Annotated in this window: 19 protein-coding genes and 1 pseudogene; 8 read left to right on the plus strand and 12 right to left on the minus strand. The window is 62.6% G+C overall.

What is annotated here, in order from left to right:
• Nucleotides 1-10: 10 nt before the first annotated feature.
• Nucleotides 11-2062, plus strand: a complete 2052-nt coding sequence (locus tag EI291_RS18625; protein WP_125423603.1) for an alpha-L-arabinofuranosidase C-terminal domain-containing protein — start codon at nucleotides 11-13, stop codon at nucleotides 2060-2062.
• Between the two features lie 379 nt (nucleotides 2063-2441).
• On the opposite strand, the gene EI291_RS18630 is transcribed toward EI291_RS18625, so the two are convergent.
• Entirely contained in the window at nucleotides 2442-4316 is a 1875-nt protein-coding gene (locus EI291_RS18630) for a glycoside hydrolase family 35 protein (RefSeq protein WP_125423606.1), read from the minus strand.
• A gap of 611 nt (nucleotides 4317-4927) precedes the next feature.
• On the opposite strand from EI291_RS18630, the gene EI291_RS18635 reads away from it, so the two are divergent.
• From EI291_RS18635 to EI291_RS18650, 4 genes are all read left to right on the plus strand, one after another.
• Nucleotides 4928-8026: a SusC/RagA family TonB-linked outer membrane protein gene (locus tag EI291_RS18635; protein WP_125423608.1), complete on the plus strand. Its 3099-nt coding sequence runs from the start codon at nucleotides 4928-4930 to the stop codon at nucleotides 8024-8026.
• A gap of 22 nt (nucleotides 8027-8048) precedes the next feature.
• Nucleotides 8049-9584, plus strand: a complete 1536-nt coding sequence (locus EI291_RS18640) for a RagB/SusD family nutrient uptake outer membrane protein (RefSeq protein ID WP_170172718.1) — start codon at nucleotides 8049-8051, stop codon at nucleotides 9582-9584.
• 88 nt (nucleotides 9585-9672) lie between these two features.
• Nucleotides 9673-11139 carry an RICIN domain-containing protein gene (locus EI291_RS18645; protein ID WP_170172719.1) on the plus strand — a complete coding sequence of 489 codons (1467 nt, stop codon included), beginning with the start codon at nucleotides 9673-9675 and terminating at the stop codon, nucleotides 11137-11139.
• An 81-nt stretch (nucleotides 11140-11220) separates the two neighbouring features.
• Nucleotides 11221-12780 carry a glycoside hydrolase gene (locus tag EI291_RS18650; RefSeq protein ID WP_240635599.1) on the plus strand — a complete coding sequence of 520 codons (1560 nt, stop codon included), beginning with the start codon at nucleotides 11221-11223 and terminating at the stop codon, nucleotides 12778-12780.
• Nucleotides 12781-12838: 58 nt separating this feature from the next.
• Here EI291_RS18650 and EI291_RS18655 read toward each other — a convergent pair whose 3' ends face one another.
• The 11 genes from EI291_RS18655 to EI291_RS18705 form a co-directional block, all read right to left on the minus strand.
• Nucleotides 12839-13609, minus strand: a complete 771-nt coding sequence (locus EI291_RS18655) for an enoyl-CoA hydratase/isomerase family protein (RefSeq protein ID WP_125423617.1) — start codon at nucleotides 13607-13609, stop codon at nucleotides 12839-12841.
• Between the two features lie 150 nt (nucleotides 13610-13759).
• Nucleotides 13760-15820 (minus strand): phenylacetic acid degradation bifunctional protein PaaZ, encoded by a 2061-nt coding sequence (paaZ, locus tag EI291_RS18660; protein ID WP_125423620.1) that lies wholly within the window; start codon nucleotides 15818-15820, stop codon nucleotides 13760-13762.
• Nucleotides 15821-15990: 170 nt separating this feature from the next.
• A complete protein-coding gene (gene paaI / locus EI291_RS18665) occupies nucleotides 15991-16434 on the minus strand; it encodes a hydroxyphenylacetyl-CoA thioesterase PaaI (protein ID WP_125423622.1) in 444 nt (147 codons plus the stop codon).
• Nucleotides 16412-17590, minus strand: coding sequence for a 3-hydroxyacyl-CoA dehydrogenase NAD-binding domain-containing protein (locus tag EI291_RS18670; RefSeq protein WP_125423625.1), 1179 nt, complete (start codon nucleotides 17588-17590; stop codon nucleotides 16412-16414). The genes paaI and EI291_RS18670 overlap by 23 nt, the downstream gene beginning before the upstream one ends.
• Nucleotides 17591-17688: 98 nt before the next feature.
• The gene (locus EI291_RS18675; protein ID WP_125423628.1) at nucleotides 17689-18468 is read right to left on the minus strand and encodes an enoyl-CoA hydratase-related protein; all 780 of its coding nucleotides are present in this window, start codon (nucleotides 18466-18468) and stop codon (nucleotides 17689-17691) included.
• A 173-nt stretch (nucleotides 18469-18641) separates the two neighbouring features.
• Complete coding sequence (gene paaD / locus EI291_RS18680; RefSeq protein ID WP_240635600.1) at nucleotides 18642-19136, minus strand: 1,2-phenylacetyl-CoA epoxidase subunit PaaD; 495 nt, start codon at nucleotides 19134-19136, stop codon at nucleotides 18642-18644.
• A 136-nt stretch (nucleotides 19137-19272) separates the two neighbouring features.
• Entirely contained in the window at nucleotides 19273-20073 is an 801-nt protein-coding gene (gene paaC / locus EI291_RS18685) for a 1,2-phenylacetyl-CoA epoxidase subunit PaaC (RefSeq protein ID WP_125423634.1), read from the minus strand.
• A gap of 12 nt (nucleotides 20074-20085) precedes the next feature.
• The gene (paaB, locus tag EI291_RS18690; RefSeq protein WP_125423637.1) at nucleotides 20086-20373 is read right to left on the minus strand and encodes a 1,2-phenylacetyl-CoA epoxidase subunit PaaB; all 288 of its coding nucleotides are present in this window, start codon (nucleotides 20371-20373) and stop codon (nucleotides 20086-20088) included.
• A gap of 156 nt (nucleotides 20374-20529) precedes the next feature.
• Nucleotides 20530-21477 (minus strand): 1,2-phenylacetyl-CoA epoxidase subunit PaaA, encoded by a 948-nt coding sequence (paaA, locus tag EI291_RS18695; protein WP_125423640.1) that lies wholly within the window; start codon nucleotides 21475-21477, stop codon nucleotides 20530-20532.
• 202 nt (nucleotides 21478-21679) lie between these two features.
• Nucleotides 21680-22759 carry a 1,2-phenylacetyl-CoA epoxidase subunit PaaE gene (paaE, locus tag EI291_RS18700; RefSeq protein WP_125423642.1) on the minus strand — a complete coding sequence of 360 codons (1080 nt, stop codon included), beginning with the start codon at nucleotides 22757-22759 and terminating at the stop codon, nucleotides 21680-21682.
• Between the two features lie 88 nt (nucleotides 22760-22847).
• Entirely contained in the window at nucleotides 22848-23429 is a 582-nt protein-coding gene (locus EI291_RS18705; protein ID WP_125423645.1) for a TetR/AcrR family transcriptional regulator, read from the minus strand.
• Between the two features lie 228 nt (nucleotides 23430-23657).
• On the opposite strand from EI291_RS18705, the gene EI291_RS18710 reads away from it, so the two are divergent.
• From EI291_RS18710 to EI291_RS23060, 3 genes and pseudogenes are all read left to right on the plus strand, one after another.
• A complete protein-coding gene (locus tag EI291_RS18710) occupies nucleotides 23658-23867 on the plus strand; it encodes a hypothetical protein (protein WP_125423648.1) in 210 nt (69 codons plus the stop codon).
• Nucleotides 23868-23977: 110 nt separating this feature from the next.
• A complete protein-coding gene (locus EI291_RS18715) occupies nucleotides 23978-24529 on the plus strand; it encodes a hypothetical protein (RefSeq protein WP_125423651.1) in 552 nt (183 codons plus the stop codon).
• A 217-nt stretch (nucleotides 24530-24746) separates the two neighbouring features.
• Nucleotides 24747-24954: pseudogene (locus EI291_RS23060) on the plus strand (hypothetical protein); the annotation flags it as partial.

A 24954-nucleotide genomic window follows, 5' to 3' on the forward strand; every position in this document is an offset into this window, starting at 1 on the left:
TATTCTTCGTATGCGCGCAACCATTTCCCTGTTGGGCCTGCTGCTGGTGGCGGACCCATCGGCCGTTCAGGCTCAGTCGGCGGCTCCCACCCGCATTACCGTGCAGGCCGATAAACCCGGCGCGGCCGTGCCCAAAACGCTGTTCGGGCTGTTTTTCGAGGATATCAACTTCGCCGCCGACGGCGGGCTGTACCCCGAGCTAGTGAAGAACAAGTCGTTTGAACTGCCCGAGCCGCTGCTGGGCTGGCAGGCCCTAAAAGGCGGCGCGGCGCTGGAAACCTACCAAGTGCGCACCGAAGGGGCCGCCAGTCCGGCCAGCCCGCACTACCTGCGCCTCACGGCCAAAGCCACCTCGCCCGATGCCGGCATCAGCAACGAAGGCTTCCGCGGCATGGGCGTGAAGCAGGGCGAGGACTACACCCTCACGCTGCTGGCCCGCCGCGTGGCCGGCCCGGTGCAACAGCTGCGCGTGGTGCTGGAAGGCGATAAGGGCGCTACCCTGGCCGAGTCGCGCCTGGCCCTGCCCACCGGCGCGGGCTGGCAGCCCCTCACGCTCACGCTCCGGCCCGCGGCCACCTTCGCCAAGGCCCGCCTGCGGCTGGTGCTGTACGGGGCCGGCACCGTGGACCTCGACGCCGTGTCGCTCTACCCGAAAGCCACTTGGCAGAACCGCCCCAACGGCCTGCGCCCCGACCTGGTGCAGCTGCTCAAGGACCTGCAACCCGGGTTTCTGCGGTTTCCCGGCGGCTGCATCGTGGAGGGCCGCACGCTTTCCAACCGCTACCAGTGGAAAGAAACCATCGGCGACGTAGCCAGCCGGCAGCCCATTATCAACCGCTGGAACACGGAATTTGCCCACCGCTTCACGCCCGATTACTACCAGTCGTTCGGCCTGGGCTTCTTCGAGTATTTTCAGCTGTCGGAGGACATTGGGGCCGAGCCGCTGCCGATTCTGAACGTGGGCATGGCCTGCCAGTACAACTCATCTGAGCTGGCCCCCATGAGCCGTGCCGCCGCGCCCGGCCCCAGCGCCCCGGCTCCCCACGACCACGCCCAGGACGACCCTTCCTTGGAGGTGTTTATTCAGGATGCGCTGGATTTGCTGGAGTTTGCCAATGGGCCGGCCTCCTCGCCCTGGGGTGCTAAGCGGGTGGCTATGGGCCACCCGGCCCCGTTCAACCTGAAATACATTGGCGTGGGTAACGAGCAATGGGGCCCCCAGTATCTGGAGCGCTACGAGCCCTTCGCCCGGGCCGTAAAAGCCAAATACCCGCAGGTGCAGCTGGTGAGCAGCGCCGGCCCCAGCCCCGACGGGGCCAACTTCGACCTAGCTACCAAGTTTCTGCGCGAGCTGCCCACCGGCCTAGTCGGCCTCATTGATGAGCACTACTACGCCCGGCCCGAGTGGTTCCGCCAGAACGCCGGCCGCTACGACAACTACCCCCGCACCGGCCCCAAAATCTTCGCCGGCGAGTACGCCGCTCACCCCGAGGGCATCGGCAACAGCAAGAACCGCAACACTTGGGACGCGGCTATTTCGGAAGCGGCCTTCATGACCGGCCTGGAGCGCAACGCCGACATCGTGCAGATGGCCTCCTACGCCCCATTGTTCGCCCATGTGGACGCCTGGCAATGGGCCCCCGACCTGATCTGGTTCGACAACCTGCAGGCTTACGGCACGCCCAGCTACTACGTGCAGAAGCTGTTCTCCCTAAACAAAGGCACCCAGATTCTGCCCGTGCAGCTGCCCGCCGGGGCCAAAAACGGCCAGGATAACCTCTACGTCAGCGCCGTGGCCGACAAGGCCGATGTGGTGGTGAAGCTGGTGAACTACGCCGCCACCCCGCGCCCGGTGCAGCTAACCCTCAGCGGCCTGAAACGCGCCGCTAAAACCGCCCAGGCCCAGGTCCTGGCCGCCACCGACCTGCAAACCGAAAACAGCCTCCAGCAGCCCCAAAAGCTGGCCCCCATAACCCAGCCGGTAACCGTTGCCGGCCAGCAGGTAAGCTACACGCTGCCTCCGTACTCTCTCACCGTACTGCGCGTCCCGGCCCGGAAATAGGCGCAAGTACCCTGCCCAACAAAAAAGCCGCCCGCAGCAATTCCGGGTGGCTTTTTTGTTAGTGAACAACACACGAAACAGCGGCCCCGGTCCGACGGCGCAGCCGTCCGACCAGTTGTTGCCTAGGGTCGTTGCCGCGTCTTCACTTCTTCGTCAGCCCGCAGCTTTCCGGGGCCGCTGCCGTGCTGTTATTCCTGCGTCAGCACGCAGCCAACCGGTCGGACGGCTGCGCCGTCGGACCGGGGCCGTCGGACCGGGGCCGTTGGCCGACTGGCTCAACAACAGCCGCGTCAAAAACACGCCGGGGGCTGCTTATCGGTTTGATAAGCAGCCCCCGGGCTTGTGTGGTGCAATAGGTGTGTGAGGCGGGCGGATGGTATTATTTGCGGGCTTCGCCGTCGGGGTGAACTACGTCCAGAATGGGCTTGTCGAGGCTGGTGAGCTGGTCCTGGTCTGTTTTGAGCAGTTCCAGCACTACCACTTCGTTTGAGCCTTTCTTCAGCCACTCGGCGGGTACGTACATGGTCTGCGTCGGTCCGATTTCCCAGAAGCGGCCTAGGTGGTGGCCGTTCACCCACACGCAGCCTTTGCCCCAGCTGCTCATATCAAAGTAGGTATCGGCGGGCTTGGCAACGGTGAAGGAGCCGCGGCGCAGCACCGGCGCGTTGCTGCCGGGTTTGGCCGTGGCCTTGGCCGCGGCGGGCGGCGTGGTGAAGGGCATGGGGTAGTGCTGCCAGCCGGTGAGGGGCTGGCCGGCAAAGCTCACGCCCCCGGTCAGGCCCTTGCGGTTCTGGTTCAGGAAGGGGCCGAAGTTCAGGCGGCCCATGTTCTCCACCAGAATATCCAGCGTAACCGAGCCGGCGGGCAGCTTCAGCTCCACCTGCTCCTGGTTGAGGCGGCGGTCGAGGGTAGCCACGCGCTGGCCGTTCACCAGCACCACGGCGTAGTCGCGCAGGTCTTTGAGCTGCAGGGCCCCGGTGCGGCCGCCGGGTACGGTGGTGCGGTACAGCACGTAGCCGTAGGGCTGGCTCAGGTCCTCGAAGGTGAGGGGCTGGGCGTTGGTGACCGGCTTGGGCAGGGCGGTGAGCAGGCTGGTGCTGCTGGTGAGGCTGATGGCGGGCAGGCGCATGGCCGGCTTGGCGGCGGGCACCGGCGGCAGCTGCTGGCCCTTGGGCAGGTGCTTTTCAATAACCTGCCGGAAAGCCAGGAACTTGGGGGTGGGGTTGCCGGCCTCGTCCAGGGGGGCGTCGTAGTCGTAGCTGCTGGTCTGGGGCTCGTAGCGGGTGTCGCCGCCCTTGTAGTTGGCCCCGTTCATGAAGCCGCGGGTGGTACCCCCGTGAAACATGTACATGTTGATGGAGATGCCCGCCCCCAGCACCGAATCGAGGCGGGTGCTGTACTGGGCGGCCGGCACGGTGTGGTGCGGCGTGCCCCACCAGTCAAACCAGGCCGGGTACCACTCGGCAATGTAGTAGGGGCCCTTGCCGCCGTGGTTCTGGCGCACCACGTTTTTCACCTTCTTGGGGCTGTCCCAGCCGTTCACGGCCGGCAGCAGCCCGTCGAGGTGGCCCTCGGCTACTTTGTCGCCCGGGTCGCAGGTGTACAGCAGCCCATCGAAGCCGGCCTGCTCAAACATGCGGCGGTTTTCGGCCAGGTACTTCTTGTCATTGGAGTAGAAACCGTACTCGTTTTCCACCTGCACCATCAGCACCGGCCCGCCATGGTTGACTTGCAGTGGGGCCAGCTGCCGGGCTACTTCCTTGAGGTAGCGGCCGTAGGCGGCCAGGTACTGCGGCTCCAGGCTGCGCACTTCCAGGCCTTTCTGCTTCTGCAGCCAGTAGGGGTAGCCGCCGAATTCCCACTCGGCGCACACGTAGGGGCTGGGGCGCAGTACTACCCACAGGCCTTCTTCCTGGGCCGTGCGCACAAAGGCGGCAATGTCGTTGTTGCCGCTGAAATCGTACTTGCCCGGCTCGGGCTCGTGCAGGTTCCAGAATACATAGGTGCCGATGGTGTTCAGGCCCATGGCCTTGGCCGCCTTCATGCGGGCCCGCCAGGCTTCCCGCGGAATGCGGGGGTAGTGCAGCTCCCCCGAAATCATCTGGAAGGGCTTGCCATCAAGCAGAAACTGTTCGCCACCCAGCGCGAAGGTGTGCTTCGCGGAGACGGATTTGGGGGCGGTAGATTGGGCCAGTGCGCCCGTGGTCAGGCTCAGACCGCTCAGCAGCAGCCCGGCAATGTGCTTCCCTAGCATCACGTACTAAAGTTGTGAGGTGGCAGATTGAATTGAAAGTTGTGGAGTAGCGCGCGGCGCGGCCAACCGGCCGCTGAAGCATGGCCAGGCCCTGGGGCAGAAGGCAAGGGGAGGGGGCGCGGGGGAGAGGTGTAAGCGCCGTTGGCACCAGTTGGTCGCATCGCCAGTGGAAGTGTCAAAGGTAGCGGCGGGCCGTGCGGCGGGAACGTTCCAAATCCAGCGATAAGGGGTGGCAAATCCGTCAGAACCGGGATGCGTCAGGGTTTTTCAACGCTCTTCCTGGTTCGCTGTGGCCGCAGCAGGAGTCGAAACCGCAGTAGTGTAGCTGGAAAGAAAGCAGGTACAGCCCCCGAAACTCCGCGGAACCAGTCCGGTGCTACGCCCAGACACGGCTGTAACAGCCGCAACTGAAGCCCTGCGCGGCGGCGGCGAATTTGCCCCCGCTGATAGCCTGAATTGCCGCCCGGTGTGCACGTAACCTTCCGGTAGTTTTACCCCAGCTTACAACGGCTCAGGTTGCGGCTACTCTGCAGAGGCCAGCAGCCACCCACTCCCGCCACACATTCCCTCCCACACCGGCCTGCTCCGGCAGTCCACAATTTTCCTCCCACATGCAGAGAACTTCTATTTTGCTATGCGGTGCCTTGCTGCCGCTGGCCGTTGCTCCCGCCCTGGCTTCGGCTGACCCGGTTAGCAAGCCCGGTACGCAGGCCGTGGTGGCCGATGGCCCCGTTAGCGGTACCGTGCGCGACGAAAAAGGGGCCGGTATGCCCGGCGTAACGGTTATCCTGAAAGGCACCTCCGTGGGTACCTCCACCGACCAGAACGGTAATTTCTCGCTGCAAATCCCGGCCGGTACCGCCAACCCCACTTTGGTGTTTACCTCCATCGGCTACACGCGGCAGGAGGTGCCGGTGGGTAACCAGACGACCTTTTCACTGGCCCTCAGTCCCGATACCCAGCTGCTCAACGAGGCGGTGGTAGTGGGCTACGGCAGCCAGGAAAAGCGCACCGTAACTAACGCCGTAACCACCGTGGCTGGCAAGGAGCTTTCCAAGCTCACGGTGAGCGACGTGGGCTCGGCCCTGCAGGGTAAGGCCGCCGGCGTAACGGTAGTGGGCGCGGGCTCGGAGCCCGGCACCCCGCCCCAGATTCTGATCCGGGGCATTTCCACCATCAACGGCAACTCGCCGCTGTACGTGGTGGATGGTCTGCCGGTGAATAACATCAACTTTCTGAACCCGAAGGATATTGCCACCATTTCGGTGCTGAAGGATGCGGCGTCGGCGGCCATCTACGGCTCGCGCGCGGCCAACGGCGTTATCCTGATTACCACCAAAACCGGCACCAAAGGCGAGTCGGTTATTGCGGTGGATGCCACTACCGGCGTATCCAGCCCCACGCGGGTGCCCGATATGGCCTCGGCCAGCGAGTACGCCCGCCTGATGAATTTGGCGGCCGCCAACTCGGGCCTGCCGGCCGTGTACCAGAACCCGGCTGCCTTCACCGAAACGACCGACTGGTGGAAGGAAATCTCCCGGCGCGGCATCACCCAGAACTACTCGCTGGGCCTCTCGGGCGGCAGCGACAAGCTGGTATACTCCACGGGCCTGAGCTACTTCAAGGAGCGGGGCCTGATCCAGGGCTCGGATTTCGACCGGCTGTCGTTGCGCCTGAAAACGCAGTACCAGCCCGCCAAGCGGCTGAAAGTAGGGCAGGACCTGACCCTCACCACCACCGGCCAGCACTACCAGAACAGCGGCAGCCTGTTCCGCGACGCCTTCAATGACGACCCCATCACGAAAGCCCGCGTACCCGGCACCTCCGGCAACCCCTACGACTACTACGGCGCCTCGCCCACCGACATTGGCAACCCGCTGGCCGTGGTGGAGCGCAACGACGACCGGCGCAACAACTACTCGGTGGTGGGCAACCTGTACGCCAACTACGAGTTCATCGACGGGCTGGTGCTGGAAACCCGCGTGGGCACCAACACCAACATCTACGAGCGGGACTCCTTCTACCCGTTCTTCAAGATTGACGGCAACGAGCAGAACCTGGTAAACTCCGTAACCCGGGAGCACAACCTGGGCATCTACTGGAACAACACCAACACGCTCACCTACACCAAAACGCTGGGCGACCACAACTTCACGGCCCTGGCCGCCGGTACGCTGGAGAAGTTCGACAACCGGACGCAGTCGGGCTCGGGCCAGGCCATTCCCAGCAACGACCCCAGCCTACGCTACCTGGATGCCGCCACGGCCAACTACGCGGCCTACGGCAACAACTACGTGAACACCATTGCCTCGCTGATCGGGCGGGTAAACTACGACTACAAAGGCCGCTACCTGCTCACGGCCAGCGTGCGGCGCGACGGGGCTTCGGTGTTCCCCGCCAACAACCGCTGGGGCACGTTCCCCTCGCTGTCGGTGGGCTGGCTGGTGTCGGATGAGTCGTTTCTGAAGTCGTTTGAGACGCTGAACTTCATGAAGCTACGTGCTAGCTGGGGCCGAGTGGGCAACCAGAACATCAGCAACACCGCCTTTATCGGCACGCTGGCTAAAACCTACTACGTAACCGGTGTGGATGCCACCCAGCAGGTGGCCGTGGTGCAAAGCAACGTGCCCAACACCGACGTGAAGTGGGAAACGGTGGAGGACTATAACGTGGGTACCGACCTGGGCCTGTTCAACAACCAGCTCACGGTAACGGCCGACGTGTTCCGCCGCAATACCTACGACATGCTGATGTACCAGGCCATTCCGGGCCACGTGGGCGCGGGCTACAACAGCCCCATCACCAACGTGGGCAGCATGCACACCAACGGTTTCGACTTCACGGTGGGCTACAACAAGTCGGCCGGTGACTTCACCTACGGCGTGAGCGTGAACGGTACCCGCGCCATCAGCCGGATTGATAAGCTGGCCAACGGACAGGCCATCTACTCGGGCAACACGCCCATCTTCGGCCGGCCTTCCAAAACCGAGGAAGGCGGCTACGTGGGCGCTTTCTACGGCTACCAGACCAGCGGCATCTTCCAGAACCAGGGCGAGGTAGACAACTACAAGGCCGCCAACGGGCAGACCATCCAGCCCAACGCTAAGCCCGGCGACTTCCGCTTTGCCGACCTGAACGGCGACGGTAAGATTGACGCCAACGACCAGAAGTTCATCGGCAACCCCTTCCCGGACCTGACCTTTGGCGTGAACCTGAACGCCGGCTACAAGGGCTTCGACCTGCAGGCTTCGCTGGTGGGCAGCTTCGGCAACGACATCGTGAATGCCAACAAGGGCTGGTGGTACTCGGGCAGCTACAACTACAACAAGATTGCCGGCCTGGAAGACAAAGCCTGGCACGGCGAAGGCACCAGCAACTCGGTGCCGCGCGTGGTGGCCAACGACAACAACCAGAACCTGACGCGCTTCTCCAACTTCTACGTGGAAAACGGCTCCTACGCCCGCGTGCGGAACCTGCAGCTGGGCTATACCTTCAGCAACGGCCTCACTAACACCATGCGCATGAAAAGCCTGCGACTGTACGTGAGCGGCCAGAACCTGTTCACCTTCACCAAGTACAGCGGCCTCGACCCCGAGTTGGGCTATGGCCGCTCCTACACCGACGGAGCTTCGGCCCTCAACCGCGGCGTGGACCTGGGTAACTACCCCACCAACCGCACTTTCCTGGCCGGTGCCAACATCACGTTCTAACGCTTCCCACCCGCTCCCTGTCATGAAAAAATACTGTCTATATATCGGCTTGGTTGCCCTGGGCCTCGCGCTGCAGAGCTGCGAAGATTTCCTGACCCAGTTGCCCAACGGCCAGCAGACGACTGCCAACTTCTACACCAACGCCGACGAGTGCAAGGCGGCCGTGATGGGCTGCTACGCCCTCACCGACCAGGACGACTGGTGGAAGATTGACCGCACCCGCATGTTCGGCGACGCCGGCTCGGACGACGCCTGGAAGGGCAACTCCATTGCCGGCGACCAGCGCGAGTTCGGCGACTTCTCACGCTTCTTCTGGCTGCCCAACAACGAGTGGTTTGATAACCGCTACACCTTCATCTTCCAGGCCATTGGCAACTGCAACGCCGCGCTGGTAGGGGTGGAGAAGGCCCCCATTGATGCCACCCTGAAGCAGCAGCTGCTGGGCGAGCTGAAGTTCCTGCGTGCCTACAACTACTTTGAACTGGTGAAGGGCTACGGCGGGGTGCCGCTGGTGCTCACGCCCGTGTCGCCGAGCCAGGCTCTGACCATCCAGCGCTCCAGCGCCGCCGACTGCTACGCTCAGATTATCAAGGATTTGCAGGATGCTGCCGCCGCGCTGCCCGAGAAGGCCGCCCGCCCCAGCATTGAGAAAGGCCGTGCCACCAAAGGTGCCGCCAATGCCTATCTGGCCAAAGCCTACCTGTTCACCGAGCAGTGGGCCCTCAGCCAGCAGGCCGCCGAGCAGGTCATCAATTCGGCCCAGTACAACCTCAACGATGAGTTCAGCTACGTGTGGAACGTGAACAACCACAACGGCAACGAGTCCATCTTTGAGCTGAACTACAGCGCCAACCAAACCTTTAACCTGGGTACGGCCCTGACGGTGGTGATGCGCAGCCGCGCCGATAACGGCTGGGGCTTCAACACACCCACCAGCAACCTGGAGCAGGCCTTCGGCAACGACCCGCGCCGCAAGTGGACCATTATCAAGCAGGGTGACAACGTGGGCCCCAAAACGGCCAGCTTCGACTACTCCAGCTACGACACCAAGCCCTCGGAAAACGAGTCGGGCCGCATCAGCCGCAAGATGTTCGTGCCCCTGGCCGACCGGCCGGCCAACGAGCGGGAGCATTCCCCGCTCAACCGCATTGAGATGCGCTACCCCGATTTGCTGCTGATTCACGCCGAGGCCTCGCAGCGCCTGGGCCAGGATAGCAAAGCCCTTACCTCGCTGAACCTGGTGCGGGCCCGCGCCAACCGTCTGCAGCCCGGCACTGTGCTGCCCCGCACCTCCGGCGGCGCGCAGCTGCTGGCCGACATCTGGCTGGAGCGCCGCCTGGAGCTGGCCATGGAAGGCCACCGCTACTACGACCTGGTGCGCCAGAAGCGCCTGGTGCAGGTAATGCAGGCCTTCAACACCTCCCAGCGCACCAACACCGACCAATATGACGGTGGCAAGGTGAAAGACCAGATTTCGGAGAAGAACAACCTGTTCCCGATTCCCACGCCCCAGATTCAGCTGTCGGGCGGCGTGGTAACCCAGAACCCCGGTTACTAACCTCCGCTTCAATGCTTGGTGCCCGGCGCAGACTGCTCTGCGCCGGGCATTTGGTTGTTATTGGCTTCTTCCTGACGAGCTTATGCCCATGATTCGTTCTGTTATTCTGCCCCGTCTGGCGGCCGGGGCCCTGCTGCTGGCGCTGGCCGGCTGCGGCTCCAATACTCCGGAGCCCGCACCCGCCCCACCTGTAACCCCGGAGCCGGTGCTGGCCGCCGGGCTGGGCGCGGGCAACATTGCCGGCCTCAACTGGGCCGACCCCCGCGACAACTTTGTGGACGACGCCCTGGTGCTCTCGGGCCTGCAGGCCGGCGACACCTACGCCACCGTGCAAGCCAAATCGGCCAAAATCATCAGCGGCCTGCAGGGCAGCACCGGGGCCAACACCGTGCGCCTGCCCATCAACCCGGCCACGGCCACCGGCGCTACCTGGGAAGCCTACACCGGTGCCATCGACCAGGCCCTGGCCAAGAACATGAAGGTGATTCTGGCCTGCTGGGAAAGCAGCTCCCGCCGCGACGGCCGCGTGGACGACCCGGCGCAGTTCTTCAGCATGTGGCAAACGGTGGTGGGCAAGTATGGCAGCAACCCCAAGGTGTACTTCGAGGTGTTCAACGAGCCCTACGGCTACACCCTCACCGAACTGGGCACGCTGTATGCCGACTGGCTGAGCCGCTTTCCGGCCGTGCACCAGAACCGGGTGCTGCTGGGCGGCACCGGCTACTCCGAAGACCTGACCCGGCTGGGTGCCGACCCGCGCTTCAGCAACTGCCTGCTCTCTTTGCACCTCTACGACTTTTTCTACGGCAGCCCCGCCACCACGGCGGCGGGCTGGGAGGCCGTGTTTGCCAGCAAGCTGGGCAACAACGCCAGCCGCACGGTTTTCACCGAGTGGGGCGCGTTCATGACCACCGGCGTAAACTACTACTCGGCCATTGATAACGACGTGAAGAAGGCTTATGTGCTGGGCGTGAGCAACTACTGTCGCCAGCACAACATTGCCAGCGTGTACTGGCCCGGCCTGCGCAGCGGCGACCAGTACAGCCTGCTGCAGTTTGATGGCACTAACACGACAGTGACCAACGGCTCGGGCCTGGGCCGGGTGCAGTTTGCCTGGGGCGAGGGGCTGGGCGGCACCAATCAGCTGTTTCCCAACGCCTACTACCGCCTCATCAACCGCAGTAGCGGGCAGGTGGCCGATGTGAACGGGGCCAGCCAGCAGCCCATGGCCCCCGTGGTGCAGTGGTACGCTAACGGCGCGGCCAACCAGCAGTGGCAGCTCACGGCGGCCGGCAGCTACTACACGCTCAAAAACCGCAACAGCAGCCAGCTGCTCGATGTGGCGACCAACATGGTAGTGCAGAACCCCGACAACAGCACCCAAACCCAGCAGTGGCAGCTCACGGCCAACGAAGCCGGCTACTACACGCTCAAAAACCGGAGCACGAATCAGGTGCTGGATGGGAGCGGGGCCTCCACCACTACGGCATTGGGAGTGATCCAGGCGGCCGGCACCAACAGCGCCGGGCAGCAATGGCTGGTGTGGCAGCAGTAACCGGATTTCCTTTGCGCTTTTCCTTTTCCCACCTTACTGGCGGCTGCTACCGAATTAGTAGTGGCCGCCGCTTTCCGTTCTATGTCCATCTTTTCCATGCAACAGGTCCGCGGGCTGGCGGCGGGCGTATTCGGCGGCCTGTGGCTGCTGGCGCAGCCGGGTTACAGTCAGCAGGTGCCTATCTACACCGTCCGCATTGAGCCCAGCCAACCTCGGCAAACCATTGCCAACTTCGCCGCTTCAGATGCCTGGTCCTGTCAGTTCGTGGGCAACTGGCCCGCCGCCAAGAAAGAGGCCATTGCCGATCTGCTGTTCAGCACCGCCACCGGCCCCGGTGGGCAGCCCCGGGGCATTGGCCTTTCGATGTGGCGCTTCAACCTGGGGGCGGGCAGCGCCGAGCAGGGCGAGCAAAGCGGTATTAAAGACGAGTGGCGGCGGGCCGAATCGTTCCTGACCCCGGCCGGCACCTACGACTGGAACCGGCTGGCCGGGCAGCGCTGGTTTCTGGAAGCGGCCCGCAAGCGGGGCGTGAAGCAGTTTCTAGGTTTTCTGAACAGCCCGCCCGTGAGCCTCACCCGCAACGGCAAAGTCTACGCCACCGCTAAGCAGCCCAACCTGGCCCCCGAGCGTCAGGCCGCCCTGGCCGACTACTGCGTGCGGGTGCTGGAAGGCCTGCGCCAGAAAACGGGCGTCACCTTCCAGTACCTCAGCCCCGTAAACGAGCCCCAGTGGGACTGGAGCGACGGAGGTCAGGAAGGCACGCCCTTCCGCAACGACGACATCAGCGGCATTGCCCGGGCACTGGGCCCAAAGCTGCAGGCCAGCAAGCTGCCCACCCAAGTACTCATTACCGAAGCCGGCAAGCTTGACTACCTCACTGGCCCGGCCGATAAACCCGAGCAAGGCAGCCAGATAGCCGCTTTTTTCGGGAATATCGCGGCTTCAACCTACTTAGGGAACACGCCCCGGGTGGCGCGCATCATAGCCGGGCACAGCTACTTCACCACTTCGCCCCAAACAGTGGCCGTGACTACGCGGGAGCAGCTGGCCGGGCAGGTAGCCGCCGTGCCGGGGCTGGCGTTCTGGCAATCAGAATACTGCATTCTGGGCGACAACGCGGGCGAAATCAACGGCGGTCCGTGTGATTTGGGCATGACGGCGGCGCTCTACCTGGCCCGGGTAATCCACACCGACCTCACGGTCGCCAACGCCACGGCGTGGCAGTGGTGGCTGGCCGTGTCTCCCTACGATTACAAAGATGGGCTGGTGTACGTGGACAAGAACAAGGCCGATGGCAACTACTACTCCAGCAAAATGCTGTGGGTGCTGGGCAACTACAGCCGCTTCGTACGCCCCGGAGCCGTGCGCCTTACTGCCGCCGTGGAGGGTGCCTCAACCACTGGCCCCCTGATATCGGCCTACCGCAGCCCCAACGGCCGGCAGCTGATTACGGTAGTTGTAAACCCGGCCGCCTCCGCTGCCGATTTGCGGCTGGAGGTGGCTGGTAAGTCAGTAGGCAGATGCCAAACCTACGTCACGTCTGCCACTACAGACCTGGCACCCGGCGCGGCGCTGGCGGCGGGTAGCACATTGCACCTGGAGCCGCAGTCCGTTACCACTGTGGTAAGTAGTTTGCGGTAAGGAAAACGCCCCGAAAACAACGGCCCCTTGCGGATTTCGCAAGGGGCCGTTGTTTTTACTAGGCTTTGAACCGCTGCAGGGCCTGCCGGGTGAAGTCGGACAGTACCAATCGGCCGCTGATGCCGGCGCGCTCCACTAGCAGCGTATCCCAATGTTCGGTGCCCTGCCAGAGTACCTGCTTCAGCTCGCGCAGCGCTTCGGGGTTGTAGCTGGCCAGCTTACCGGCAAAGGCGGTTACGGCTTCGTCGAGGTGGCGGATGGTGTCGTGCACTTCGGCGTACAGGCCGTGGTTGCAGGCCCAGGTGGCTGTGCGGAACTCGGCGGCATCCAGCGCCAGCTGGGCAAAGGCGGCCTTCCCGATTTTGCGCTCCACGGCCGGGCCCACCACAAACGGACCAATGCCCACCACCAGCTCGCTGAGCTTCACCCAGGCCTGCTGGGTGGCGAAGCAGTAATCGGTAGCCGCAGCCACGCCCACGCCGCCGCCAATGGCCTTGCCCTGCACCCGGCCAATGATGATTTTGGGGCAGGTGCGGCAGGCATTAATCACTTTGGCAAAGCCAGAAAAGAAAATCTGGCCCTGGGCTTCATCTTCAATGGCCATCAGCTCATCAAAGGAGGCCCCGGCGCAGAAGGTTTTGTCACCTTCACTGCGCAGGATGATAACCTTCGTGGCCGCTTCCTGGCCTACGCGGGTGATGGTTTCGGCCAGCTCTGTGAGCAGGACGCCAGGTAGGGAGTTGTGGCTGGGGTGGAAGAAGCTGATGGTAGCCACGCCCCGGTCATCGGTGGCGGTTTCTACTTTGCCGGCGGTAAGAATGTCGTTCATGGGTGGGGTGGGTGTCTTAGGTCTCGGAAGGACGTCATGCTGAGCGAAGCGGAGCGTAGTCGAAGCATCTCTACCGCTTTGTTGCTGTAGTAATTCAACGAAGCGGTAGAGATGCTTCGACAAGCTCAGCATGACATTCTAGTGGGAAATCTACTCCTGGTTCTTCTTTTTCACCATCGTGAGGATGGTGGCTACGGCTACGGTTTCACCGGTTTGGTCGGTTACTTCCACCAGCCAGCGCACGATGCCCTTGGCTACGTCGGTTTCGTCGCGCTTCTCCTGGCCGATTTTCTCCTTCACCGTCAGCGTTACGCCGATGGTGGTTCCGGGGTACACGGGCTTGGTGAAGCGGCACTCGTCGAGGCCGTAGTTGAGCAGCACCGGGCCCTTGCGCGGGTCCACGAACATGCCGGCGGCCTTGCTCAGGATGTAGTAGCCGTGAGCCACGCGGCCGGTGAAGAGCGTGCCCTCCAGCGAGGTTTCATCCACGTGAGCGTAGAAATTGTCGCCCGATACCTGCGCGAAGTTGGTAATATCGGCTTCCGTGACGGTGTGCTTGTGGGTCACGTAGGCCTGTCCGATTTCCAGCTCCTCGAAGTAGTGCTGGAAGGGGTGCTTATCCTTCTCAATCTGCTTGGCCTTGGGCTGGTACACTTCCGTAATGGCCGTAATCATGCTGGGCGAGCCTTGCAGGGCCACGCGCTGCATAAAATGCTCCACCCCGCGGATGCCGCCCATTTCCTGCCCACCGCCCGCGCGGCCGGGGCCGCCGTGGATGAGCATGGGCAGCGGGGAGCCGTGGCCGGTGCTTTCCTTGGCCATTTCCTCGTTGAGCACCAAGATGCGGCCGTGGTGCGTAGCCGCACCCAGCACAAATTCCTGGGCTACCTCGGCGCTGTTGGTGGCAATGCTGGTTACCAGTGAGCCGCGGCCCATGTTGGTCAGGCGCACGGCTTCGGCAGTGTCCTTATAAGGCATCAGCGTGGCCACCGGCCCGAAGGCTTCTACCTCGTGCGAGTCGAGGTGCTCGAAAGGCCGCTCGTTGAGCAGCAGGATGGGGGAGATGAACGCGCCTTTGGTGGCATCGGCCCCGCGCTCCTGGCCCAGGATGTTCACCGTGTCCAGGTCGCCGTACACGATGGGGGTGCGCTCGGCCAGGCGGCGCACTTTGTCGCGCAGAATGGCGGCCTGCTCGCGGCCAGCCAGCGCGCCCATGCGCACGCCCTCAGCCAGCGGGTGCCCCACGGTGGTTTGGCTCAGGGCCTTGCCGAGGGCAATCTGCACGTCTTCCAGCAGGTTTTCGGGCACGATGATGCGGCGGATGGCGGTGCACTTCTGCCCGCATTTGGCCGTCATTTCCTTGCGCACCTCCTTCACAAACAGGTCGAACTCCGGGGTGCCGGGCTTGGCATCGAGGCCCAGCACGGCGGCGTTCAGTGAGTCGGCCTCCATGGTGAAGGGCACGGCTTCCTCAATGATGCGCGGGTGGGCGCGCAGCTTACGGCCGGTGGCGGCCGAGCCGGTGAAGGTTACCACGTCCTGGTAGGTCACGTGGTCGAGAATACCCTGGCCCGAGCCCACTACTAGCTGCAGCGCGCCCTCGGGCAGAATGCCGGATTTGATGATTTCGCGCACCACGGCCTCGGTGAGGTAGGCGGTGGGCACGGCAGGCTTCACCACGGCGGGCATGCCGGCCAGCAGGTTCACCGCAATTTTTTCCAGCATCCCCCAGATAGGGAAGTTGTAGGCATTGATGTGCACGGCCACGCCCTCTCGGGGTACCAGCAGGTGCTGGGCCATGAAGGTGCCGCCCTTGCTCAGGCCCACCGGCTCGCCCTCCACGTAGAACGGCTTGTCGGGGAATTTGCGACGCAGGGAGGCGTTGGCGAACAGGTTGCCGATGCCGCCCTCAATATCAATCCAGGAATCGGCGCGGGTGGCGCCGCTGCGGTAGCTCAGCTCGTAGAACTGCTCCTTGCGCTCCTGCAGGTAAAAGGCCAGGGCCTTGAGCATGCGGCCCCGCTCGTGGAAGGTGAGCTTGCGTAGCGCGGGGTTGCCCACGCGGCGGCCGTAGTCGAGGATGGAGGCAAAGTCGTAGCCCTCGGGGTGGGCCAGGGCAATGACTTCGCCGGTGGAGGCATCATAGAGTTCCTGCTGGTCGCCGGAGCCCGCCGCCCAGCGGCCGAGGGTGTAGTTTTCGAGAGTGGTCATAGGTTAGGAGGGACCTCACCCCTAGCCCCCTCTCCTTGGAAAGAGGGGGGACTAGCTTCTAGTTTTTTAGAATCCAGATTTTCTAGTGGAGGTGAGTGAGGTGGTTGAGTGTGGGAGAAAACTAAAACTAACTTTTAGAGCTAGTCCCCCCTCTCCCCAAGGAGAGGGGGCTAGGGGGTGAGGTGCTCTGTTCTGGTGCGGTAGGCGGTGCCTTTGAACAGGGCCAGCAGGGTGCCGTGCTGGTTGGTGAGGCGCAGCTGGTACACGCCCACTTTATGGCGGAGGCTTTCCTCACGGGCTTCCACCGTGATGAGGTCGTCGGGGCGGCCGGGCTCCAGGTAGTCGATGGTGACGCTCAGGGCCACGCTTTGGCGGCCGTGGCTGTTGCAGGCGAAGGCAAAAGCTGAATCGGCGGCGGCAAAGGCCACGCCCCCGTGCAGAATGCCGAAGCCGTTGAGCATCTCGGGCCGCACCCGAAACTGCAGGCGACAGTAGCCGGGGGCCATGTCCGTCACCTCCAGCCCCAGCCACTGGCTAAAGGCGTCGTGCGCCAGCATCCGGTTTTTCACGGCCTCGGCGCGGGCCACCAGCTCAGCGGGCGTCGGCTGGCTCATGCTGCAGGAAAGGTTGATGGGCTTTTACCAGTCGGCGCAGCAGCGGGCTGGCGCGGTACCGGTCTTCGTGGTATTCCTCGTACAGCGCGTCGAGGGTAGCCAGCACGGTGGCGGGGCCCAGCTCGTCGGCCCACTGCAGCAAGCCTTTGGGGTAGTTTACGCCCTTGGTCATGGCCAGCTCCAGGTCGGGGGCCGAGGCGACGCGCAGGTGCAGGGCGTCGGCGGCTTCGTTGATGAGCATGGCCAGCACGCGCTGCACAATGCGGCGGCCCAGGGCCGCGTCGCGGGTGGGCTCGGGCAGGGTGGCCCCGTCCCGGTAGTCGTAAAAGCCGCGGCCCGACTTGCGGCCGTAGTAGCCGGCCTCAAACAGGCGCTTCTGGGTGAAGCTAGGCTTGTAGCGCGGGTCGAAGAAGAACGAAGTAAACACCGATTCCGTGACCCGGTAGTTCACGTCATGCCCGATGAAATCCATCAATTGAAACGGCCCCATGCGGAAGCCGCCCAGCTCGGTGAGGGCCCAGTCGATGGTGGCGGCATCGGCCACGCCTTCTTCCAGCAGCCGGATGGCCTCGCCGTAGAAGGGCCGGGCAATGCGGTTCACAATGAAGCCCGGCGTGTCCTTGCACAGCACCGGCAACTTGCCCCAGCTCTGCACCAGCTGGCGGATTTCCTCGGCCAGCCCGGCGCGCGTCTGCACCGCCGGAATCACCTCCACCAGCTGCATCAGCGGGGCGGGGTTGAAGAAGTGGATGCCGATAAACCGCTCGTGCCGCTGGCAGGCCGCCGCAATGCTGGCAATGGACAACGACGATGTGTTGGAAGCCAGCACGCAGTCGGCCGGCACCACCAGCTCCACCTCCCGAAACAGCTGCTGCTTCACGCCCAGGTCTTCCACAATGGCTTCCAGCACCAGCCCGCAGTCGGCAAACTGGCCGAGCTCGGTGGTGGGCTGCACGCGGGCTACGGCGGCGTCGGCCGCTTCCGGGGTGAGCTTACCTTTCTCCGCCAGCTTCTGCAGGCCGCCGCGGATGCCGGCCAAGGCCCGGTCCAGGGCGGCCGTGTTCTGGTCGAGCAGGCGCACCGGGTGCCCAGCCTGGGCTACCACCTGTGCAATACCCGCCCCCATGGCCCCGCTGCCAATAATTCCGATAGTCATTCTGTGTAGTGCTTAGTGCGTGGTGCCTAGTGCTTAGTGCGTGGTGCCTTGGTGTCATTCAGACCAAGCACTAGGCACCACGCACTAAGCACTAAAAATTACTGACCCGTGAACGTGGGTTGGCGTTTTTCCAGGAAGGCGGCTACGCCTTCTTTGTAGTCGGCGGTGCTGCCGGCGCGGAGCTGGTAGTCGCCCTCGGCGCGCAGTTGGCGGGTGAGGTCGTTGCCGAAGCTTTGGTTGAGCAGCTGCTTGGTGTAGGCCAGGCCTTTGGTGGGCATGGCGGCCAGCTTGCGGGCCAGGGCGTTGGCCTCCTGCTCAAAGGTGTCGTCGGGGAAGGTTTTGTAGATCATGCCCATCTGCACGGCTTCCTGGGCCGATACCTTGTCGCCGGTCATCATCAGAGCTGAGGCACGCTGCATGCCAATGAGGCGGGGCAGGAAGTAGGTGCCGGCGCTGTCCGGAATCAGCCCGATTTTGCTGAACGCCTGAATAAATGAGGCCGACTCCTTCGCCACTACCACATCACAGGCCAGAGCCAAGTTGGCCCCCGCGCCGGCGGCCACGCCGTTCACGGCCGCCACCACCGGCTTGTCCAGCGCCCGAATCAGCTCCACAATGGGGTTGTAGTGCTTCTCCACGATGTCGGCCACCTCGGGGGCGTTGGGGCCGGTAATTTCGGCCAGGTCCTGGCCGGCGCAGAAGGCTTTGCCGGTGCCGGTGAGCAGCACGGCGCGCACGGCAGGGTTCTGCTGGCACTCGCGCAAATGGTGCTGCAAAGCCAGGGCCACGTCCTTGTTGACGCTGTTGAATACTTGCGGCCGGTTGAAACGGATGGTGGCTACGCCGCCATCGAGGGAGAACTGGAGAGAGTCGGTCATATAGGGGAAAGGGTGGGAAAAGGCGTAAGCTAGGTCTAGTTCCCCTCCTTAGATGAGGAGGGGTTAGGGGTGGTTGAAAGACTAGAAATAGAAACTAGAGCTAGTTCATGTTCAACGAGTATCAACCACCTCTAGCCCCTCCTCATCTGAGGAGGGGAACTAGCTCTAGCCTGTCAGGCGTGGCACTTGAAGTAGTCAAACGGCTCCAGGCAGTCGTCGCACTGGTAGTGGGCCTTGCAGGCGGTGGAGCCGAACTGACTGACCAAGTGGGTGTGGGTAGATTTGCAGAGCGGGCAGCGCACGGCCGTATCAGCCCCGAACAAGTTGAGCATGTGTCCCGAGGCCGTGCCGTCCACGGGCGGGGCAATGCCGTAGTCCTCCAGCTTCTGGCGGCCGGCCGCACTCATCCAGTCGGTGGTCCAGGCGGGGCTGAGTTGGTTGTGGATGTGCAAGTTGGTCATACCTTCGGCCAGTAGCCGCAGCCGGATTTCGGTGGCAATAGTGTTCATGGCCGGGCAGCCCGAGTAGGTGGGCGTGATGGTCACGTGCACCTCGTCGCCGCGTAGCTCTACCCCGCGCACGATGCCCAGGTCGAGGATGCTGAGCACCGGTATCTCGGGGTCAGAAACCTCTTCCAGTAGCTGCCAGATGTGGTCTTCGGTAGGCAAAGTGTTTGTGGGTACGGTCATGCTGAGCTTGTCGAAGCATCTCTACCGCGCTGTTGCAGGGTGAACTCAACGAAGCGGTAGAGATGCTTCGGCAAGCTCAGCATGACGTTCTTTCTACAACGCATGCCTAAAGCCTTTACCACTTCATGCCCGGGTAGGCGCGCTGCATGTATTGCAGCTCGGTGAGCAGGTAGCCCAGGTGCTCGGAGTGGCGGCCGGTTTTACCGCCTTTCTGCATGAACACGCCCTGCGGCACCGTCAGGGTGGCCTCCTCGAACACCCGCGCCACCTGGGTGTCGGCCTGTTGCTGGATGGCGGCGTAATCGGGCAGGAAACCGGCGGCCTGCAGGGCCTGCTCGGTGGGGGTGGGGGTAGTCAGCTCGCCGCTGTAGCGCCATAGCGAGGCAATGGCAGCTTCCACACGGCGGCGGCTTTCGTCGGTACCATCCCCGAGTCGGATAATCCACTCGGCGCTCCACTTGATATGGTAAGCTGCCTCCTTCACCGATTTCTCGGCAATGCCGGCCAGGTGCCGGTCAGGACTGGCCTGCAGTTGCAGCAGCAGATGGTAGTGAAAGCAGTCGTACAGAAACTGCCGGACAATGGTTTGCGCGAAGTCGCCGTTGGGCTGCTCTACCAGTAGTGGGTTACGGTACTCCACCGCACTCCGCAGGTAAGCCAGGTCGTCCTCGGTACGGCCCCGGCCTTCCAGCTCAGCGGCATACTGGTAATAACTACGGGCTTCCCCCAGCAGGTCAAGCGAGATATTGGCCATAGCCAGGTCCTGCTCCAGAATTGGCCCGTGGCCGCACCACTCCGAGAGGCGGTGAGCCAGGATGAGGCTGGTATCGGCCAGCTGCAAAACGTACTCGAACAGGTGCTGGCGCACTTCGGGCGCTACGTCGGGCAGGGCAATGCTTTGGGTGGATGCGTACATGGCGAAGCCGGGTTACATGTGCTTGATAGAGTCCGGCACCGTGTAGAACGTAGGGTGGCGGTACACTTTGTCGTTGGCCGGCTCGTAAAAGGCGGCGGCATCATCGGGGTTGGAGGCGTGCACGTGCTTGCTTTCCACCACCCAGATGCTCACGCCTTCGAGGCGACGGGTGTACACGTCGCGGGCGTTCTGTACGGCCATTTCGGCATCGGCAGCGTGCAGAGAACCTACGTGCTTATGGTCGAGGCCCTGTTTGCTGCGGATGAATACTTCCCACAGCGGCCATTCTTTCTGAGACATACAATCTAAGTTCTTGAAGAGCGTCATTCCGAGCGAAGGCGCAGCCGTAGCCGAGGAATCTCGCCAGAGGGTAATCAAATTAGTTTGGCAACGTCAGCACGCGAGATTCCTCGACTCCGGCTACGCTCGGAATGACGTTCTTTTTGTTGCTGATGCCTAAGCGGCCTCGGCGCGCTGCTTGCGCTTTGCGGCGTGGGCCAGGGCGGCTTCGCGTACCCAGGCACCTTGTTCCCAGGCATCGGTGCGGGCCTGCAGCCGCTCGCGGGAGCAGGGGCCGTTGCCCTTCACCACGTCCCAGAACTCGGCCCAGTCCACATCGCCGAAGTCGTAGCCCTGTTTGGCTTCGTTCCACTGCAGCTTATCGTCGGGCACGGTCAGGCCAAGGAACTCGGCCTGGGGCACCATCATATCCACGAATTTCTGGCGCAGCTCGTCGTTGGTGAAGCGCTTGATGCGCCACTTCATGCTCTGCTCGGTGTTGGGCGAGTCGGCGTCTTTGGGGCCGAACATCATCAGCGTGGGCCACCACCAGCGGTTGAGAGCTTCCTGGGCCATGGCTTTCTGCTCGGGCGCGCCTTCGCACAGCGTCTGCATAATCTCGAAGCCCTGGCGCTGGTGGAAGCTTTCCTCCTTGCACACGCGCACCATAGCGCGGGCGTAAGGGCCGTAGCTGGTGCGGCACAGCGGCACCTGGTTCAGAATGGCCGCCCCATCTACCAGCCAGCCAATGGTGCCCATGTCGGCCCAGCTCAGGGTGGGGTAGTTGAAGATGCTGCTGTACTTGGCTTTGCCCGAGTGCAGGTCGGCCAGCATTTGGTCGCGCGAGGCTCCCAGGGTTTCGGCGGCTGAGTAGAGGTAAAGGCCGTGGCCGGCTTCGTCCTGCACCTTGGCCAGCAGAATGGATTTGCGCTTGAGCGAAGGGGCGCGGGTAATCCAGTTGCCCTCGGGCAGCATCCCCACCAGCTCGGAGTGCGCGTGCTGCGAAATCTGCCGGATCAGGGTTTTGCGGTAGGCTTCCGGCATCCAGTCCTTGGGCTCAATGCGGATGTCCTCGTCGATGCGGGCCTGAAACTGTTCTTCCTGGGTGAGTTCTAGCGTTTCCATGCTTCTTCAACAAAGAGTAACTAACAATCGTTAGTTAAATGTAGAGAAAAATATTTTGCCTGTCATCCTGAGCATGTCGCGCATCAAGCGAGGACGAAGGATCTTATCCCATCGAAAAGGATATATGAACGAATACGTTCAAGCGAGATAAGGTCCTTCGTCCTCGCTTGATGCGCGACATGCTCAGGATGACAGCTATGAACTACTGGTCAAAATCCACCGAGACCTTCTCGGAAGTGGGGCGGGCCTGGCAGCTGAGCACGTAGCCCTTAGCTACTTCCGTTTCGGAGAGGGAATAGTTTACGTCCATTTCCACGGTGCCTTCCGTTACGCGGCAGCGGCAGGTGCTGCACATGCCGTTTTTGCAGGAATAGGGGGCATCTACGCCGCGCTCCAGCAGGGCATCCAGAATGGTGTCGCCGTAGTACGACATGGGCAGCGGATACTTGGTGCCTTCCAGCTGTACGGTTACTACGCTCTGCTTGTCGTCCTCACTGGTGGAGCGCTGGGCCTGGCGCTCGGCTTTGCGCTTGGCACCTTCGGCGGAGGTGAACATTTCGAAATGCACCTTCTCGGGGGCCACGCCGGCTTCCGTCAGGGCTTCCTTCACGCCCAGAATCATTTCCTCGGGTCCGCAGATGAAAGCCTCATCAATTTCCTGGGGCGGAATAATCTTCTGCAGAAACTGCTGAGCCTTCTGCTTGTCGATGCGGCCAAAAAACAAATCGGCTTCCCCGTGTTCCCGACTCAGGATGTGGTACACGCTCAGGCGGTCCACAAAGCGGTTTTTCAGGGCCTCAATCTGCTCTTTAAATATGATGGAGTTGCGGCCCCGGTTGCCGTACACCAGGTACACCTGGCTGCCGGGTTCGGTGAGCAGAATGGTTTTGACGATGGACATCACCGGGGTAATGCCCGAGCCGGCTGCAAACGCCACGTACAGCTTCTGATTATCGGCGTGCAGCGGGGTAGTGAAGTGGCCCATGGGCGGCATCACCTCCATCTCCTCGCCCACGCGCAGCTGCTGCACGGCGTGGGTGGAAAACCGGCCCTCGGGCACCTGCTTGATGGCCACGCGCCACTCATTATCCAGCGGGCTGCTGCAGATGGAGTAGGAGCGGCGCACTTCCTCGCCGTTCAGGTGGCGGCGGAAGGTGAGGTACTGCCCCTGCGTGAAGCGGAACGTTTCCCGCAGCTCGGCGGGCACATCCAGGGCCACGCTCACGCAGTCCGGCGTTTCACGGGTAATGCTCTTGACTTTGACGGTGTGAAAACGACTCATGTGTTTTGAAGTGCTTGGTGCTTAGTTGTTAGTGCTTAGCTTGTGCTGGCAGTGAACGGCCTACGCACTAAGCACTATCAACTAAGCACTACTTGGCCAAGCCAGTGAGGAGCATGGTGATGATGTGGTCTTCGAGTTCTTCGGCCGACAACTCCCGGCCCGGGCGGTACCACAGCTCCACCCAGCGCACCGCCGAGAGGATGGTAAACAGGGCCACCGATACATTCACGGGCTGGAACTCGCCGGCCGCAATACCTTGCTCGATGAGGGCGGCAAAGCCTTTCTCGTAGTTTTTGCGGGCGTCCTTGAAAGCGGTGAGCTGGGGCTCGGGCAGGTATTTCCAGTCGTGGTTGGCTACGGAAACGGCCGCGCCGTCCTCAATCATCAGCCGGATGTGCAGCCGGATCAGGGCTTTTACCTTGTCGGCGTAGGAGGCTTCCGTCTGCTCAATTTCGGCCAGTTGGGAAATGTAGGTGTGGGCAATGCGGGTACAGATCAGGTCCAGGATTTCGTCCTTGCTCTTGATGTGGTTGTACATGCTGGCGGCCTCCATACCTACTTCCCGGGCCAGGTCGCGCATGGAAGTGCCGCCGAAGCCTTTCTGTTTGAACAGCTTGGCGGCTTCATCCAGGATAAGCTGGCGGCGGTTGGTTTTGCGCGTGGTCAACATACGGGTTCAGCAACGGGTAAAGCCAAAAGGCGCGGGCTGCCGCAGAAAGCCTGCAGCTACGGGGCGGCTAAAGTACGCATTTCGCTTCGACAAACTAATGTTTGTTAGCTTAATAGGGCAGAATGTTTTAACTGCCCGAAACACAACCAATTGCCGGCAATCTGCGTGAGAAGAACAAGTCGGTGCGCCGGTGCCGTGTCTCTCACACCCTTTCCCTTCTCACGTACTATGAAAAAGCTTCTTGCTACCGCCCTGCTGAGTGCCTTCGTACTTGGCACTGCTTCCTCTTCCTTCGCTCAAACCACGCCCATGCAGGGCGATACGACGAAGATGAAGTCAAATATGAAGAAGGATAAAATGAAAACCACGGACGGCAAAGCCAAAATGAACAACAAGAAGGGCAAAGGCAAAATGAAGATGGACAAATCCACCATGTAGCCTGCTTCCTTACCAGAAAAGGCCTCTGTCTTCCCAGGCAGGGGCCTTTTTGCTGAACCGATGCGCTGGCCGGGCCGTAGCAGGCAGGTATCCAATCTGTAGGAACTCGTATGCTGTCTCTCATTTTTGGCTTGCTGGGCCTTACTACCGCCGCTGCCAACCCACTTATTGCCCCGGGTCGTAGCTTGGGCAACATCCAACTCGGCGCATCTCCCGAAACCCTGACCAGCCTGGGACCCGCGGCCACCAGTGATGCGGCCATGCAGAAGGCCTGGGCTACCTGGTACGGGGGTACCGCTGCCCGGCGCACCCAGTTGGATGTGTACACGGCGGCCTCCGGGCCGGATATGCGCAAAACTATTCAGGTGGTGCGGGCTACCTCACCCTTTTTTCATACGGCCGGTGGTGTACACAGCGGCTCCTCGCTGGCGGCGGTGCGGGCGGCGTGCGGGCCATTTGCGCTAGCCGGCAGCTACCGGCCTAAGCCCGGCGTCCCAGCCCGCTACCTCTACGATAATGCCCGTGCCGGCATTGCCTTCGAAACCGACGGCACCACGCCCGTCAGCCACTGCACGGCCGTGCTGGTGCACCTGCCCGGCAAAAGCATGAAGGACAACTACCTGTCGGTGACCAGTTATCTGCAGTTGCTGGCCGGGCGCTAAGGAACAGAAGCCGACCGTAAGAGTTAAACAGGTGAGGCCGGAAAATCCTGTGTACCTACCTCAACTATACCGCTGCGGGAGCGTACAACCCGCTACCAACGCTGCCACTTGCCGCCAGCCAATAGTATCTGCACCCTCCGCCCGTGGGGCCCGGGGCTGCATAGTTGTTGAAGCCGAAAGTGTTTTGTGGGGCGGGCTTCCTCTTTACTGACTTGCTATGTCGACAGTTTCTTCTCCCGTAAACCCGGACGGAACGCCGGTTGATCCGCGCCTGACCCCCGATTCGCGGCGTACATTTATGAAGCAGGCCGGCGGCCTGCTGGGCCTGGCGCTGGCCCCGCCCTTTGCCGCCCAGGCCGAGCGGCTGGCTTCCTACGCCAAAACGGTAGAGGGCGTGAGCACGCTGCAGCTCAAGGTCAACGGCA

The organism is Hymenobacter rigui (genome assembly GCF_003944715.1).
In the GTDB taxonomy this organism is placed as follows: Bacteria; Bacteroidota; Bacteroidia; order Cytophagales; family Hymenobacteraceae; genus Hymenobacter; species Hymenobacter rigui.